This is a genomic window from Nonomuraea sp. NPDC049625, from assembly GCF_040675285.1.
GTDB lineage: Bacteria > Actinomycetota > Actinomycetes > Streptosporangiales > Streptosporangiaceae > Nonomuraea > Nonomuraea angiospora_A.
Genome location: NZ_JBFAOQ010000009.1, coordinates 132563 through 148250, shown reverse-complemented (window position 1 = coordinate 148250; position 15688 = coordinate 132563). Strand labels below are relative to the sequence as shown.

Annotated in this window: 16 protein-coding genes; 4 read left to right on the top strand and 12 right to left on the bottom strand. The window is 71.3% G+C overall.

All coding sequences use genetic code 11. From position 1 onward, the window contains the following. The first annotated feature begins 35 nt into the window (after positions 1 to 35). Complete coding sequence (locus AB0J87_RS35125) at positions 36 to 608, top strand: RNA polymerase sigma factor (protein WP_350727135.1); 573 nt, start codon at positions 36 to 38, stop codon at positions 606 to 608. 1 nt (position 609) lies between these two features. Here the strand turns inward: AB0J87_RS35125 and AB0J87_RS35120 are convergent, their stop codons facing one another. From AB0J87_RS35120 to AB0J87_RS35090, 7 genes are all read right to left on the bottom strand, one after another. Continuing rightward, positions 610 to 1860, bottom strand: a complete 1251-nt coding sequence (locus AB0J87_RS35120) for a hypothetical protein (protein WP_363972169.1) — start codon at positions 1858 to 1860, stop codon at positions 610 to 612. A gap of 59 nt (positions 1861 to 1919) precedes the next feature. Next, positions 1920 to 2234, bottom strand: a complete 315-nt coding sequence (locus tag AB0J87_RS35115; protein ID WP_363972168.1) for a hypothetical protein — start codon at positions 2232 to 2234, stop codon at positions 1920 to 1922. A 50-nt stretch (positions 2235 to 2284) separates the two neighbouring features. Continuing rightward, positions 2285 to 2704 carry a hypothetical protein gene (locus tag AB0J87_RS35110; RefSeq protein ID WP_192785862.1) on the bottom strand — a complete coding sequence of 140 codons (420 nt, stop codon included), beginning with the start codon at positions 2702 to 2704 and terminating at the stop codon, positions 2285 to 2287. Between the two features lie 105 nt (positions 2705 to 2809). Continuing rightward, positions 2810 to 4747, bottom strand: a complete 1938-nt coding sequence (locus AB0J87_RS35105; RefSeq protein ID WP_363972165.1) for a beta-galactosidase — start codon at positions 4745 to 4747, stop codon at positions 2810 to 2812. 11 nt (positions 4748 to 4758) lie between these two features. Continuing rightward, positions 4759 to 5592, bottom strand: a complete 834-nt coding sequence (locus AB0J87_RS35100) for a carbohydrate ABC transporter permease (protein WP_350727139.1) — start codon at positions 5590 to 5592, stop codon at positions 4759 to 4761. Beyond that, a complete protein-coding gene (locus AB0J87_RS35095) occupies positions 5589 to 6512 on the bottom strand; it encodes a sugar ABC transporter permease (RefSeq protein WP_363972164.1) in 924 nt (307 codons plus the stop codon). The genes AB0J87_RS35100 and AB0J87_RS35095 overlap by 4 nt, the downstream gene beginning before the upstream one ends. Positions 6513 to 6543: 31 nt before the next feature. Beyond that, complete coding sequence (locus AB0J87_RS35090; RefSeq protein WP_363972162.1) at positions 6544 to 7767, bottom strand: ABC transporter substrate-binding protein; 1224 nt, start codon at positions 7765 to 7767, stop codon at positions 6544 to 6546. A gap of 209 nt (positions 7768 to 7976) precedes the next feature. Between AB0J87_RS35090 and AB0J87_RS35085 the strand changes: the two genes are divergently transcribed. Next, positions 7977 to 9113, top strand: coding sequence for an ROK family protein (locus AB0J87_RS35085; protein WP_363972160.1), 1137 nt, complete (start codon positions 7977 to 7979; stop codon positions 9111 to 9113). An 8-nt stretch (positions 9114 to 9121) separates the two neighbouring features. On the opposite strand, the gene AB0J87_RS35080 is transcribed toward AB0J87_RS35085, so the two are convergent. Beyond that, the gene (locus AB0J87_RS35080; protein ID WP_363972158.1) at positions 9122 to 10285 is read right to left on the bottom strand and encodes an alpha-hydroxy acid oxidase; all 1164 of its coding nucleotides are present in this window, start codon (positions 10283 to 10285) and stop codon (positions 9122 to 9124) included. A 93-nt stretch (positions 10286 to 10378) separates the two neighbouring features. On the opposite strand from AB0J87_RS35080, the gene AB0J87_RS35075 reads away from it, so the two are divergent. Beyond that, a complete protein-coding gene (locus AB0J87_RS35075) occupies positions 10379 to 11083 on the top strand; it encodes a metal-dependent phosphohydrolase (protein WP_363972157.1) in 705 nt (234 codons plus the stop codon). A gap of 91 nt (positions 11084 to 11174) precedes the next feature. On the opposite strand, the gene AB0J87_RS35070 is transcribed toward AB0J87_RS35075, so the two are convergent. The 4 genes from AB0J87_RS35070 to AB0J87_RS35055 form a co-directional block, all read right to left on the bottom strand. Continuing rightward, complete coding sequence (locus AB0J87_RS35070; protein WP_350727145.1) at positions 11175 to 11438, bottom strand: DUF4031 domain-containing protein; 264 nt, start codon at positions 11436 to 11438, stop codon at positions 11175 to 11177. Between the two features lie 114 nt (positions 11439 to 11552). Further along, entirely contained in the window at positions 11553 to 12308 is a 756-nt protein-coding gene (locus AB0J87_RS35065) for an HAD family hydrolase (protein WP_363972155.1), read from the bottom strand. 18 nt (positions 12309 to 12326) lie between these two features. Then, positions 12327 to 13496, bottom strand: a complete 1170-nt coding sequence (locus tag AB0J87_RS35060) for a cytochrome P450 (protein ID WP_363972153.1) — start codon at positions 13494 to 13496, stop codon at positions 12327 to 12329. Between the two features lie 147 nt (positions 13497 to 13643). Further along, positions 13644 to 13928 carry a hypothetical protein gene (locus AB0J87_RS35055; protein WP_363972151.1) on the bottom strand — a complete coding sequence of 95 codons (285 nt, stop codon included), beginning with the start codon at positions 13926 to 13928 and terminating at the stop codon, positions 13644 to 13646. 516 nt (positions 13929 to 14444) lie between these two features. On the opposite strand from AB0J87_RS35055, the gene AB0J87_RS35050 reads away from it, so the two are divergent. Next, positions 14445 to 15686, top strand: coding sequence for a hypothetical protein (locus AB0J87_RS35050; protein ID WP_350727149.1), 1242 nt, complete (start codon positions 14445 to 14447; stop codon positions 15684 to 15686). The last annotated feature ends 2 nt before the right edge of the window (positions 15687 to 15688 follow it).

Here is a 15688-nt window from a genome sequence, read left to right as displayed (position 1 = left end):
ACCCCCCGAGTGCCCGGCCCGGCAGGGAGATCGACATGTACCTGGACACCATCGAAAGACCCGATACCGCCACCCTCGTCTCGGCCGCCCAGGACGGCGACGCCATGGCGTGGGAGCGGCTGATCGAAGAGTTCAGCCCCATGCTCAAGGCCCGCGTCCGCCGGTTCAGGCTCAGCCACGAGGACGCCCAGGACGTGCTCCAGACGACCTGGCTGCTGGCCTGGCAGAACCTCAGGAGCGTGGAGGACGGCCAGCGCATGGCGGGCTGGCTGGCCACCATCGCCTTCCGCGAGTGCCTGAAGCTCACCAAGCGGACGAAGGAGATCTGCACCCCTGACCTCGACACCCTGGGCAGCACGGACGACGTGGACAGGGAGCTGGCCAGGATCTGGCTGGCCGGCACGCTCGACGAGCTCGTCGAGGAGCTGCCGGCAGCGCAGCGGGTCCTGTTCAGAGCGCTCACGGAAACCTCCGAGCCGCACTACGTGGACGTGGCGCGCAGGCTGGGCAGGCCGGTCGGGAGCATCGGGCCCACCCGAGCCCGCACGTTCGCGAAGCTCCGCGGGCTCCTGCAAGCCCGCGAGATCACCAGGGACTTCCTCGACTGACTCACTTCGCCGACGGGTCGAGCTGGATCGCCTCCAGGAACGGCTCGAAGTCGAAGTGCGCCATCTCGAACGCGTCCGGGTCGCTCTCCGCCGGATACTCGTAGACCTTGCGCCCGCCCCGGGCGAGCATCATGTTGACGGCCTGCGGCACCAGCCCGTGCTCCATCTCCCGGGCGAGGCCGTCGGCGACGTCCTTGGCGAAGGGCAGGTCGTAGAGGGCGCCCACGTGCTGGTAGACGCGGAAGTAGCTGACGATGAAGCGCATGCGGTCGCGGTAGGACACCCAGTCGGCCACCCCGGCCGTGGACGCCTCCTGGTCGGCCGTGATGAACTCCTCGGCCAGCTTGCGGACCTTCTCGTTCTGGATCGGCGCCCAGACCCGCTCCATGTCCACGCCCTCCGGCGCGGTCAGCGCCCGGCCCACCTTGATGTCGCTGAGCGGCGTCTGCACGGCGAACAGGTGGCGGGTGTAGAGCGAGGACCACTTCCCCTCCAGCCAGCGCGTCAGCCACGGCTGGTCCTCGTGCCGCGCGGCGTACAGGCGGAACCTCGGGAATCGGCGCCGGGTCACCAGCGAGCGCAGCGACCGCCACGACACCCGCGTCAGCCACCGCACCGGCCGGTAGAGCACCAGCTCGAGGGCCTTCTGCGCGCGGGCCTGCTCGTAGGCGGACAGCGCCACGCAGGCGCCGAACATCAGCTCGGCGCGGGCCTCGGGGTCGGCGGTCTGCTTGGCCTCGACCAGGAGCTGCGCGGCGTCCTTCAGGTAGCGGGGGTCGGCCTCGGCCAGCAGGTCCGTCAGGAACGCCGGCGGGCTCGGCGTCAGATCCGACTCCGGGCTGACCCTGAGGAAACGGTCGGGCGAATCGTTCCACAGGTTGACCGCGAGGCTGGCGGTCTCCAGGAAGATGGCCCGGTTGGCGAGCGCGAGCCCGAGCTGGTAGCTGGGCCCGAGCAGGGTGAGCAGGACGGCCCTGAACACCCTCCTGAACCGGTGGGGCACCCGCATCTTGCGACCGAAGTCCAGGATGAACGGGGAGTCGGGGCTGAGGTCGAGGCTCTCTCCGACGGCCTTGGACGTCCAGGTGGCGTAGCAGTACCAGTTGTTCGCGTCCTTGCCCAGGTGCTGGGCGAGGTCCCCGGCGACGCGGTGGTAGCTGTAGGCGATGACCATCGCTTCGAGTGCCGGGCTCCGGTCCTTGTAAGCGGCGATGCGCAGCACGTCGTCCGCGGTCATCGGAGTGTCGGACATGGGGTCTCCCGTTAGTTCGCCTCGAGGAGATAAGAGCGTCTCCAGCGGCGTCAGATACGTCAGGCGGCCGGTCTTTCCCCCGTGGCCGCCAGCCAGGAGCGTAGGGCGCGTGACTTACGGCGGGCTTGCAGGACGCCGGTCGGCCGCATCAAGGCCCCCGGCGGCAGGAAGCGCAGCCGGAAGCGGCGGCCGGCGCAGGTGAGGTCGACGCGCAGGGGCCGCCAGCTCGCCCGGATGTCGGCGCGGGCCAGGGTGAAGACCGTCTCCTCGTTCGTCACGTAGGACAGCAGGCGGTCGGTGGCGATGAGCGCGCCCATCGCCACGGGACCAGGCCGGCCTTGATCCCACCACACGGGGTTGAGCACCAGAGACATGGCGGCTCCGTCCACGGCCGTCCCGGGCGGGCCGCCCGGGACGGCGGCCCTCATTCCTTGACCACAATCTTGCTGATCACCACGAACCCGCCGAGCGCCCCCGCGGTGCCGGCGGCGGTCGTGGTGGTGAGGTTGACCACCAGGTCATACGTGCCGGGGGAGAGCTGACCCCGCATCGGGACGGAGGCGGTGTATCTGCCCGAGCCAGGCGTGAAGGTCAGTTCGACAGGGGGTGAGGGGTGCCTGGTCTCACCGCCGCCCAGCAGGTCGGCGATGATCTCCAAGTTCCAGCGGCCCGCCAGCCAGTCGATGAGCTCGCCGGCGACCTCCCAGCTCACGTCCACGGTCCAGCCCTCGTTACGGTGCACGACGTTCGTGGGTTGCGCGCCGGGATCGACAACCTGGCCGTGGAGAACGCCGGCGAGTTGCTCGGCCGGTACTTTCATCACCTGGAATTCTCCGGTTGCCATTCCGTTCTCCTTTCCGGTGGGAACGTCGTCCCCGTGTGAAGGAGCAGAGCGGCAGCCGAGGCGGCGAAATACCTGTCCGTTCTGTCAATAAATGCCGGGCATTGGTCAGACTCCGGCGATCATGATCAGGTCGCCGGGGCCCGCCGTGACGACGCTCTCGCCGTTGAGGGACACGCGCGCCGCGACCGCGGACGACAGGTAGCCGTTGACGCCCTTCACCACCAGATCGCCCAGCCCGCCGCCGGTCAGCCGCAGCACGGCCGCGCCGCCGTCCGCGGCGGCGATCTCGACGGTCCCGTACGGCGTCCGGACCCCGATCGGGCCCCGGTTGCCGGCCTGGACGAGCACGATCAGGTAGTGGACGTCCCGGTCCGGATGGCTGCGCAGGAAGGCGTCGGCGGTGCCGTACAGGACGAGGGAGCCGTCTTCGCCCGCGTCCACGTCCGGGGGCGGCGCGGACGGCGTGAGCAGGGCGCACGGCGCGAGGTTCTCGTCCAGTTCGGGGACGGGCCCGTCCACCAGCACCCGGCCGCCGGCGGCGGCGTAGTCGGCGAGCAGCCGCTGCACGCTCCGGTGCATGAACGGGCCGCCGGGCACGGTCACGGACCGGTACGCGCCCAGCTCCCCGGCCGTCGTGTCCTCCAGGTCGACCAGCGCGTAGTCCAGGCCGCGCTCGCGCATCCGCTCGTGGAAGGCCCGCAGCGCCCGTCCGCAAACCGGTCCATCGGCACCCGAAAGTGCCGCGATCCCGGCGTACGGCAGGTAGAGGCCGAACGCGTCGCGCGCCGTGCCCGCGCACTCCAGGAACTCCGCTCCGTGCGCGGCGAAGAAGTCCGCCAGCGCCCGCACCACCGGAGCCTTGCCGGTGGGAGAGCCGTCGGCGTCGATCGGCGCGCAGTCCGGGTACGGCCCTTCGTGCGCCGCGTCGAGCTCCGGCGCCCAGCCCGAGGTGGAGACCCCGGTGTAGACGTTGAACCCGGTCGCGCCCGCCGCCATGGCCAGCAGCGACTGGTGGAAGCTGGTCGCGCCGTCGATGTAGGCGGGGTCGTAGAGGCGGGAGAAGCCCCAGTTCTCCTCCAGGTTCGGGCCGGGGGCGAGCTTGGCGGCGATCACGTAGCGGGCCTGGGCGTCGCGGTCGGCCGACACCACGCCCATCCAGTTGGTGAAGCCGTACGAGATGCCGCCCCACAGCCGCGGCCTGACCCTGGCCAGCCAGTCGTCCAGCTCGGGGACGGTCGGCGGGTTCAGGTTCACGAAGACGGGCAGGCCGGAGCCGACGGCCTGGGCCCAGACGCGGTAGACCTCGGCCAGGTATTCGGCGTGGAAGCGGCCCCAGTCGGCCCGCGCGAGCAGCCCGCCGGCCCTGGGCGGCGGCTCGACCTCGGCCCAGTCCGCGTGCGCCGTCGCGTGCGCCGCGTTGTACGCCTCCGGCGTCCCGTACCAGGACCGCAGCCGGTCCCGGTAGAACGCCAGCCCCGACGGGCTGTAGTCGTAGGCGGTCAGCGGCAGCGCCCCGCTGGTGTAGATGCCCTCGTTCGCGATCTGCAGCGCGATCACCGGAGCCGCGCCGGCCAGCACCTCCTTGCCCACGGCCGACAGCCACTGCGTGGCCCTGGTCAGGAACGCGGCGCCGAGCGGCGCGGGCAGCGGCCGGGAGACGGAGCCGTCCGACCAGAGGGACGGCTTCCCCTCGGCGTCGAGCAGCGGCTCGATCGACGGGTCGGCGTCCGGGTCGACCCAGTCGGGCAGCCCGCCGTAGCCCACCTCGGCATGGATGAACGGGCCCGGCTTGGCGATCACCCGCAGCCCCAGCTCGGCGCAGAGCGCGAGGAAGCCGACGACGTCCCTGGCCGGGTGGGTGGCCCCGGTGAAGTCGGGGGCCAGGCCCGGCTCCGGCTGGTGGTGCCGCCAGGGCAGGTAGCAGGTGACCACCTCGATCCCGAGCTCGTCCCGCACGGCCCGCAGCCGGTCGGCCCAGACGGCCGGGTCGTCGCGGTAGTAGGGGTAGTCGGCGGTGACCAGCACCCGGCCGTCGATGAGCACTCTCTTCCTCCTCAGGCTTTGAGACCGGTGAACGCGATGCCCTGCAGGATGCGGCGCTGGAAGACGATCAGCACGGCGATCACCGGCAGGACGGCGAGCGTGGCGCCGGCCATGATGTAGTACGCCCGCCCGCCGTCGGGGCTGGCGACGAGCTGCTGCAACGCCAGCGGCAGCGTGTACAGCTCGGGGTCGTTGGTGACGACCAGCGGCCAGACCAGGTCGTTCCAGTGGAACAGGAAGCTGGTGATGGTCACGACCGCCAGCACCGGCTTCGACAGCGGCAGCACGATCCGCCAGAAGATCTGCATGCGGCCCGCGCCGTCGATGAGCGCGGCCTCCTCCAGCTCGGCCGGGATCGACAGGAAGAACTGCCGCAGCAGGAAGATGTCCAGGACGGAGGCGATGTTCGGGACGATGAGCCCCCATCCGGAGTCGAACATGCCGAGCGCCTGCGTGACGTGGATGCGCGGCACCAGCAGCGTGATCGCGGGCACCATCATGCCGCCCAGCATGATCACGAACAGCCGGTCGCGGCCCGGGAACGGGATCCGCGCGAACGCGTACGCGGCCAGCGCGTCCACCAGCAGCTTGGCCGGCACCAGGATCGCGCACACCCAGACGCTGTTGACGAACGCGTTCCCGAGCCCGCCGACGTCCAGCACGTAGTCGTAGTTGTCCAGCGTCGCCGCCCACTCGCCGGTCTTCTTGTCGAGCGGCAGCAGGTTGGGCACCTTGCTGTAGATGTCCTGCCCGTGCTTGACCGAGGTGGCCAGCATCCACAGGAACGGCACCACCGACACGGCCGCCAGCAGCACCAGCGCCACGTAAAAGGGGGCCTTCCTCATGCCGCCTCCTGCTTGACGAACCTGAACTGCAGCGCGGTCACGATCATGATGAAGACGAGCAGGATGAACGACATCGCGCAGGCCGCCCCCATGGCGTCGTAGCGGAAGGCGAACAGGTAGAGGTGGAGCACGTACGTCAGGCCCGACTGCTCGGGGCCGCCGGTGACGCTGCGCCCGTTGCCGGAGAAGATCACGTACACCAGGCCGAACACCTGCAGCGCCGCGATCACCCCCGTCACCAGCAGGTAGAACGTGGTGGGCCGGAGCATCGGGAAGGTCACCCGCCAGAACCGCTGCCAGGGGCCGGCCCCGTCGATGACCGCGGCCTCCGTGATCGCGCCGGGGATGCCCTTCAGACCGGCCAGATAGATGATCATCGAGATGCCGCACTGCCAGGCCGCGATGAACGCCAGCGCCGGGATGACCAGCTCGGGGGTGTTGAGCCAGTTCTGCCCCGGGATGCCGAACAGGCCGAGCACCGCGTTGATCAGGCCGTACTGGGGGTCGTAGAGCCAGCGCCAGATCGCGCCGACCGCCGCCTCGGCCGTGACGACCGGCAGGAACAGCAGCAGCCTGAACAGGTTCGCCCCGCGCCGGATCGCGTTCAGCAGCAGCGCCTGCGCCAGCGCGGAGACCAGGGTCAGCGGGACGGCGATGAGCGTGTACTGCAGCGTGACGCCGACCGACTTCCAGAAGTGCGGGAATTTCACGTCGTCGAAGAGCAGGTCGGCGTAGTTCGCCAGGCCCACCCAGGCGGCGTCGGAGCGCAGGTTCCAGTCCGTGAAGCTGTAGTAGAGCGCCGACAGTGCCGGATAAAGCAGGAAGATCAGGAAATAGGCGAGCGCGGGGGTGACCAGGAGCCAGCCGATGAGCCGGTCGCGGCGGCGGGCCGACGGCCGCCGCCGCGATCTGGTCGCCACCTGCGCTTCCGCCAGTGCGGGTGCCGCCACGTCAGCCGTTCCAGCCGAGCAGGGAGCGCGTCTTGCCCGCCGCGTCGGTCAGGGCCTGCTGCGCGGTGACCTTGCCGGTCAGCGCCGACTCGATCGCCGGGGCGATGATCTCGTCGTTGACCTGGATCCACTGCGGCACCGCGGGCCGGGCGTGCGCCACCTTGAGCTGCTCGAGGAAGGCCGCCTGCTCGGGGCCGCCCGCGACCACCTGCGCCTTGAGGTTGACGGGGAAGCCGCCGAACGCGTCCGCGACCGCGCCGTTGTTGGTCTCGTTCGCCAGGAAGGCCAGCCACTTCCACGCCAGGTCGGCGTTCTTGCTGGAGGAGAAGACGACGGAGTCCTCGCCGCCGATGTTGCCGGCCGGCTCGGTCTTGTACGGCAGCGGCGCCACGCCGAAGTCGAGGTCGGGGAACTGCTCGTGGATCGTCGGCACGTCCCAGGGTCCGGAGATCGTCATGGCGGCCAGGCCGTTCTCGAAGGGTTTGTCCGAGTCGGTGATCTGGCGCGGCGACGACTTCACCAGGTCCACCCAGAGCTGCAGCGCCTCCACCGCGGGCGGCTGGTCGAACAGCACCTTCTTGCCCGCGTCGTCCACCATCTGGCCGCCCGCGCCGTGCACGACGCCGGGGAGGATCCAGGCGCCGTACCCGTCGCCCTTGGGGACGTTCATGCCGGCCACCTTGGCGTCGGCGGCGTGCACCCGGGCGGCGGTCTGCTTCAGCTCGTCCCAGGTCTTGGGCGGGGTCGGGACCAGCTTCTTGTTGTAGAAGAGCGCGACCGTGGTCTGGTCCTGCGGGAGGCCGTAGAGCTTGCCGTTCGCGCGGTTGGTGTCGAGCGCGCCCTTGTAGAAGCCGGCCTCGTCGATCAGGCCGGCGGGGGCCTCCTTGATCGTGCCGTCCAGGGCGTACTTGGAGACCAGGGGCTGGTCGAGTATGCCCGCGTCCGGCGCGCTCTTGCTGGCCACGGCGCTGCCGAGCTTGGTGTTGTAGTCGTCCTTGGGGATCTTGACGAGCTTCACCGTGACGCCGGGGTTGGCCTTCTCGAAGTCCTTGCGGACCTTCTCGATGACCTGTCCGGCCTGCGGGGTGCGGTCCTGGTACATCCAGAACGTCAGCGTCTTGTCCGCGTCGCCGCTGCCGCCGCCGCTGCCGCAGGCGGCCAGCCCGGTCGCGAGCGCCGCCGCGAGTGCCATCGCGATGGGGCCTCGCACGAGTCCTCGGCTCATAGTCATCTCCTCATCGGGGGGATGGCCAGACCATAATCTAAGCCTTGAAAAAAGTCAGGAGCAGACCGGAAACGCTTCGGTAACAGCGGGTTCATGGCGATTTCAGCTGGTGAACTACCATGGCGAGGCGATCGCGGGAGAGGCGGGGGACGAGGATGGGCACGTCAGGGCGCAGGACCGTACGGGATCTTCGCAGGGGGAACCGGGCGATGCTCCTGCGCGCGCTCTACTTCGGCGGCCCGGCCACCCGCAACGACCTGTCGGCCGCGACCGGGCTGAGCCCGGCCACGGTCAGCACCATGACCGGCGACCTGCTCTCCGAGAACGTCGTCGTCGAGGCCGGCCAGGTCGACTCCGACGGCGGCCGGCCCCGCGTGGTGCTCAGGGTCAACCCCGCCTACGGGTACGCCGTCGGCGTGGACGTGGGGGAGACGCAGGTCAGCGTCGAGCTGTTCGACCTGGAGATGACCAAGCTCGCCAGGGCCCACTACGCGGTCCGCTCGGCCCGGCACGACCCCGAACTGGTCGCCCGGCACATCCTGGCCGGCGTCGACACGGTGATCGCCGAGAGCGAGGTGCCGGCCGAACGGGTGCTCGGTGTCGGCGTCGGCGTGCCCGGCATCGTCGAGCCGGGGCCGGACGCGCTGGTGCGGGCCAAGACGTTCGGCTGGGAGGCGGTGCCGTTGGGAGCGCTCCTACGCGCGGGCACGTCGCTGCCGCTGTTCGTCGACAACGGCGCCAAGACCATGGGGCAGGCCGAGCTCTGGTTCGGGTCGGGGAAGGGCACCCGCGACGCGATCATCGTGCTGATGGGCTCGGGCGTCGGCGGCACGGTCGTGACCGACGGGCAGATCTACCGGGGCGCGGGCAAGGCCGCCGGCGAGGTCGGGCACCTGAAGCTGGTCGCGGGCGGGCGGGCCTGCCGGTGCGGGGCGCGCGGCTGCCTGGAGGCGTACCTGGGGGCCGAGGCGATCCTCGACCGCGGGGGCGTCGTGGCCGACTCCGCCGACGAGGAGGCCGCGCTGGCCCGGCTGCTCGACGAGGGCTCCCCGGTCATTGCCGAGAGCGTCGAACTGCTGGGCGTAGGCCTGTCGAGCCTGGTCCACCTGTTCAACCCCGAGCGCATCGTCATCGGCGGCTGGGCGGGGCTCATGCTGGGCGGGCGGATGCTGGCGGAGATCAGGGCGGCGACCGCGGCCAACACGCAGGCCCAGCCGTTCCAGCCGGAGACGATCGTGCTGGGCCGGCTCGGCCCCGACGCCGTGGCGCTGGGCGCGGCGACGCTGGTGCTGGAGCCGTTCTTCCAGGGGGCGGCGTTCCAAGGGGCCGTCAGCACCATCGCCTAGGGCTTCGATCAAGCCCTGATGTGCACCATGTCGGGGGTGAGGCCGTCGATCCCGCCGGCGCCGAGCAGCTGAAGGGTGCGTACGAGCTCCGCGCGCAGCAGGTCCAGCGCCCGCCGCACCCCGGCCTCGCCGCCCGCCATCAGGCCGTACAGGTAGGCCCGGCCGATGAAGCAGGCCCGCGCGCCGAGCGCGACCGCGGCGGCGACGTCGGCCCCGTTGCGGACGCCTCCGTCCAGGAACACCTCCGTGCGATCACCCACGGCGGCCACGACCTGGGGCAGCAGCTCCAGCGGCGTGGCGGCGCGGTCGAGCTGCCGCCCGCCGTGGTTGGACACCACCAGGCCGTCCACCCCGAGGGCGGTCAGGTCCTTGGCGTCGTCCACCCGCTGCACGCCCTTGACCAGCAGCCGTCCCTGCCACGCCGAGCGGATCCACTCCAGGTCGTCCATGGTCACCGAGGGGTCGAACATCAGGTTGGTGAGCCCGGGCAGGTCGTCGGGGGCGCCCTCGATGGTGGCGAACCTCAGCGGCTCGCTGGTGAGGAAGTCGAACCACCACGCCGGGTGCCGCAGCGCCTGCAGCGCGCTGCGCCAGCGCAGGGACGGCGGGACCGTCAGGCCGTGCCGCACGTCGCGCAGCCGCGCCCCCGCCACCGGCACGTCGACGGTCACGACCAGCACGTCCATGCCCGCCTCGCGGGCCAGGGCGAGCGTCTCCAGGTTGCGCGCGCGGTCGCGGACCACGTACAGCTGGAACCAGTTCCACCCGCCGGGCGCGGCGGCGGCCACATCGGCGGCCGTCGTGGTGCCCATGGTGGACAGCGTGTAGGGGACGCCCGCGCGCTCGGCCGCCCTGGCCACGGCCCGCTCGCCCTCGCGGTGCATCATCCGGGTGAACCCGGTGGGCCCGAGCACGACCGGCATCGCGACCCGCCTGCCCAGGATCTCGACCGCGGTCGGGGCCCGCGACACATCGCGCAGGACCCGCGGGCTGAACTCCACCCGCCGGAACGCCTCCACCGCCCTGGCCATCGACAGCTCGCCCTCGGCCGCGCCGTCCACGTAGTCGAACACCATGTGCGGGGCGCGTTTCCTGGCGAGCAGCCGGAGATCGGCGATGTCGGCGGCGTCGGCCACCCGGCGCGCCCTGGACAGCCGCGGGCGGCCAGGCACGACGGCCCGCAGCTCCCGCCACCAGGGCAGGCGCCGGGGTTCCTTCGCGTTCCCGTCGATGTCTTGGACGTTACCAAAAGGTACGGTGAGTCCGTGATCGACGACTCGACGGCTCCCACCGGGGACTCGGCGGCCTCTGGGCGGGACCGGGCGGTGCCGGAGGGGGACCCGGCGGTGCTCGCGGGGGACTGGGCGGTGCTCGTGGGGGACTCGCCCGCGTCCCTCGCCACGGGGGCCGAGCTGATCGCCCGCTGGTCCGAGCCGCACCGCCGCTACCACACCCTCGACCACCTGGCCGCCGTGCTCGCCGGGATCGCCCAGCTCGCGGCCACGGCGGACGACCTGACCGCCGTGCGCCTGGCCGCCTGGTTCCACGACGCCGTCTACGACGGGCGGCCGGGCCTGGACGAGGAGCGCAGCGCCCAGCTCGCGCAGTCCAGGCTGCCGAGGTGCGGGGTGCCCGCCGCACGGGTCGCGGAAGTGATCAGGCTGGTACGCCTCACCGCCGCCCACGACACGCTGGCCGACGGGGACCGCGACGGCGCCGTCCTGTGCGACGCCGACCTGGCCGTGCTCGGGCTGCCCGGATACGACGACTACGCGGGGCGGATCCGGCAGGAGTACGCCCACGTGCCCGACGACCTGTTCAGGGCGGGACGGGCCGAGGTGCTGCGCCGCCTGCTGGCCGTACCGCGCCTCTACCGGACCGAACGCGCCCGCGAGCTGTGGGAGGAGCGGGCACGGTCGAACATGACACGCGAGCTGGCCTCGCTCACGCCAGGCCACGACGTGTCGTAGCAGGGGCCCGGCCGGCGACGCTTGCGGCACTGGCGACGGGTCGTCGTGGGAGCCGGGTCAGTGGCGCTCGCGGCTGTTGACGGGAGCCGGGTCAGCGGCGCTTGCGGCGGCGCAGGCCGGACTCGATCAGCCGCAGGAGCAGCTCGCGCGAGGTGACCGCCTCGGCCCCCAGCTCCACCGCCCTGGCATGCACGGTCTCCGGCACGTCGTAGTGGTCCCGGTCGAAGGCCCGCTCCGGCACCCCCAGCCGCGAGGCGAAGTCGTGCAACTCCTCCAGCGAGCGGTCGCTGACCAGATGCGACCACATCAGGCCGCGCGGCCCGGGCCAGTTGGGCGGGTCGATGAGAACGGTCACGCCGTCAAGGGTAGAGCCGCTCCCACCGACCCGCGCTCACGCCGTCGGGACGGGATCCCCCGGCCCGGATCACGCCTTCGGGAAGGGATCCGGGGTGGGATCACCTGACCTGGGTCACGCCATCGTGGGCGGGACCCGGCCGCGGACCGCCAGCTCGCCCAGGTCGGACACCACGACCTCGGCCCCCGCCGCGCGCAGCTCCGCCGCCTCGGCCCCGTCCCTGGCCACCGCGACGACCAGCCCGAACCCGCCCTTCTCGCCCGCCTCCACCCCGGGCAGCGCCGCGTCCACCACCGCGGCCCTGACAACGGGCAGCGCCAGCCGGCGCGCCGCCTCCAGGAAGAGGGCGGGGTCGGGCTTGCCTGGCAGGTTCATCAAGGCCGCGTCGTTGCCGTCCACCACCAGGTCGAACAGGTGCAGCACACCGGCCGACGTGACCAGCTTGCGACCGTGCAGGCTGGCGGAGACGGCCGCCGTACGCGCGCCCCGCTGCCGCAGCTCGTGCAGGAGCGAGACCGTGGACGGGAACGCGGCGACCCCGTACTTCTCCACCTGGGCCATGAAGATCTGGTCCTTGGCCAGGCCGAGCCCGTGCACGGTGGCCGCGCCGGGCTCGTCGTCGGGCGAACCCTCGGGCACCGTGATGCCGCGTGCCTCGAGGAAGGTGCGGATGCCGTCGAGTCGCGGGCGGCCGTCCACGTAACGCAGATAGTCGTCCCGGATGTCGAACGGTGTCGAGTGGCCGCGCAGAAACGCGTCGAAGACGTGCTTCCAGGCGGCCGCGTGCCCCCGAGCAGTGTCGGTGACCACGCCGTCGGTGTCGAACAGGACGGCGCTGATCGTGGTCAGATCGATGACAGGCTCGTTCACATTGCGAACGTAACCGCTCTACCAGGCGACGGGTAGCTCTTTGACGCCGTACACGATGGCGAGTTCCCTGAACGGCACCTCGCCCGCGACGTGCAGCCCCGGGAAGCGGCGCAGCAGCGCGGGGAAGGCGATGCGCATCTCCATCTGCGCCAGCGGCGCGCCGATGCAGCGGTGGATGCCGTGGCCGAACGCCATGTGCGAGCCCGCCGTCTCCCTGCCGGGCCGCACCCGGTCCATGTCCTCGCCCAGGGCGGGGTCGCGGTTGGCGCCGGTGAGCGAGCAGAGCACCATCTCGCCCTTCTTGATCTGTACGCCGTGCAGCTCCAGATCGTCGCGGGCGAACCGGGGGAAGGCCACCTGCACGACCGTCATGTAGCGCAGCAGCTCTTCGACGACGTCGTTGATGTAGCCGTCGACCTCGCGGACCTTGGCGGCCTCCTCGGGGTTCTGCAACAGCCACAGGGTGCCGAGGGCGAGCATGCTGGTGCTGGTGTCGTGGCCGCCGGTCAGCAGCCCGTCGGCCATGCTGGCGAGCGTACGGTCGTCGAGCTCGTCACCGTGCTGGCGCAGCAGCTGGCCGAGCAGCCCCTCGCCGGGATTCTGCCGCTCCCGGGCGACCAGGTCGGTCAGATAGGCCATGGCGTCGTTGATCGCCTGCAGCGACGCCTCCGGCCCGGCCGTGAAGTCGAACCGGTCCTTGCTGATCTTCACGAAGTCGGCGCGTTCCTCGTACGGGACGCCCAGCAGTTCGCACACCACCAGCGACGGGATCGGCAGCGCGAACTCCTCCACCAGGTCCACGGGGGAGCCCTTGGCCTCGATGCGGTCCAGGTGCTCCTCGACCATCGCCTCGATGCGCGGCTCCAGCCTGCGCAGGCGGTGCATGGTGAACTCGGGCGTCAGGTACTTGCGCAGCCGCGTGTGCTCGGGCGGGTCGCGGAAGCCCAGGCCGCCCGGGTCCTCCTGGTTGGAGCCCAGGCCGATCACCCCGGCGAAGTCGTTGCTGAAGCGTTCGTGGTCGCTCAGGACGCCGCGTACGTCCTCCCAGCGGGTGACGAGGTAGACGGTCTGGCTGCCGGGGATCTCCATGGGGAAGACCGGATGCTCGGCCCGGATCCGTCCGAGCTCGCCCACGGGGTCGAAGCCTTCGCGCATGAACTGGACGAGGGGGAACTCATTGTCTGACATCGATATCCGTCCTGCTGGGATACATCACGCCATCTTGGGATAAATCCCTCCGTAGATGGTCCCACCCGGAGCGGCGGATGTTGCCCTCCGAAAGGACGAATTTCCCCTCCCCCTCGCGGCCCCCACCGCCTCCCTCACAGGACCGTCCTACGCATCCTGACCAGCCAGAACCCCGGTCACCTCACGGGGCGGGGGCTCGGTCCGGTCGCGGGCGTACAGGAGCTGCTCGGGCAACGGGGCCTCGGCCGACAACGCCGGCGGAGCGGGCTTGGGCTTGCGCGGCTCGCGCACCCCACCCTCGCCACCCTCCGACGGGTCGTCGAACGGGAAATCCCTCTCGCCGGGCCAGTGCGGCTCGCCGGGCCCGTATCCGGGCATCCAGGCGGGTGCGCCGCTGGGAAGAGCGCGGCGTCTGCGTGATCGCTTGCTCACAATCCCCTCCTCGCGGCCCATTGTGCGCCCACCCCCGCCCCACGACCACCCCCACTCCACGCCTCTATCCCCAACGTCACCCCACCTCCCGGTCGGAACGCCGCTCCGGTCCGGTGTGCCACTTCGCCCCTAGCGCCGTTGCGCGCTCTCCGGCCTCCGTGCGTCGTTGCGCTCCGGCCCGCATGTCACTCGCCCATACGCCGTCGCGCTCTGGCCCATATGCCGCTCGCCCGTGCGCCCCCTTCGGTCCCCGCGCCGCGTGCGGTCCGGGGACGTTCCGGGGCGCTTGGGCGGGGTGTAGTTACGCTCCGCGTGTTGTTGCGCCGTTGGACCGCGCCACCCGGAGGGAAACCCGCCCGGGCGACACGCCCGGCCGGGCGTGGGGGAAGTTGTCGGAACTGCAGTGAAACAGGGGCAAAATGGGGCGGCAGATGGCGTTTGGCGTACAAGATGGCGACATTCTGCGATGATCTCGTCGCATAGAGCCGGAGTTTGAGCCCCCACGGATAGTGACAGATGCCGACATTTGAGGAAATAGCAGCCTTCGTCACCGAGAAGCCGCTCGCCACCGCCGTCATCGCGTTGCTGAGCCTGGCCGGGCTGGCGCTGGCGTTCCTGGTGCTGAGGATCGCCTGGCGGGCCACCGCCTGGCTGGTCTCCCGGTACGTCGCCGCCCGTCCCATCGAGGACGTGCTGACCATCGTCGCCGCCTCCATCGCCACCGGCGTGTCCGCGCAGGGCATGTGGCGCTTCTCCGGCGACGTGCTCGGCCTGGACGGGCCGCTGCGGCTGCTGCTGTTCGCGTTCATCGAGGTCGCGATCATCACGAGCGCGGTGCGGGCCCGCCGCAACATGCGCGAGAACTTCTCCGCCGGCATCGACGGCATCGCCGTGTGGGCGCTGACCTGCCTGACCGCCGTACTGTCCAGCATGGACGCGCGCAGCCTGCCCGAGGCGGTGTTCAGGCTCGCCGCGCCGCTGGTCGCCGCCTGGCTCTGGGAGCGCGGCATGGCCATCGAGCGGCACCGCATCCGTGGCACCGGCCGCATCAACTGGCGTCTGACGCCCGAGCGGCTTCTGGTCCGGGTCGGGCTGGCCGAGGTCAGCGACCGTACGGCGAGCGAGGTCGACGCCCACCGCCGGCTGACCAGGGTCGCGCTGGCCGCCAAGCGGGCCAAGGCGCTGCGCGACAACGGGGCCTCCGAGCGCAAGATGCGCGTGGCGCTGGCCAAGCTCGACAAGGCCATGGACCAGGCCGTCGAGCACACCGGGCTGGCGGTGAACCAGGCCCGCCAGGAGGCGCTGCTGGCCCAGATCGCCGCCCTCTACAACACCACCGCCCTCATCGACGCCGCCCCCCGCGTGCCGTGGGAGCCCGAGCCCGAGCAGCAGCCGGTTCCCGCCCGCCCGGCGCTGCCGCCCGCGCTGGCCGAGCTCGTCGAGGAGGAGGACGAGGACATCGAGGTGCTCGACACCACCCCGCAGGTCGTCGACACCGCCCAGCGGGCCGCGCTGATGCGCCAGGCCCGCGCGTTCTGGGACCGCCAGATCGCCAAGGGCATCGTGCCGCGTACGGTGGACATCGCCCACGAGATCGGCATCTCGCTGGCCACGGCGCGCGAGTATCGTGCCCTGTGGAAGCTCGAGCCGCAGGCGCACGCCCTCATCGAGGCGCTGTTCCAGCAGCACGGCATCGTCGACACGGGTGCCTTCCCCGCCATCGCGGACGACGGGCGGGTGCTGACCACCAAGTTGTAGGG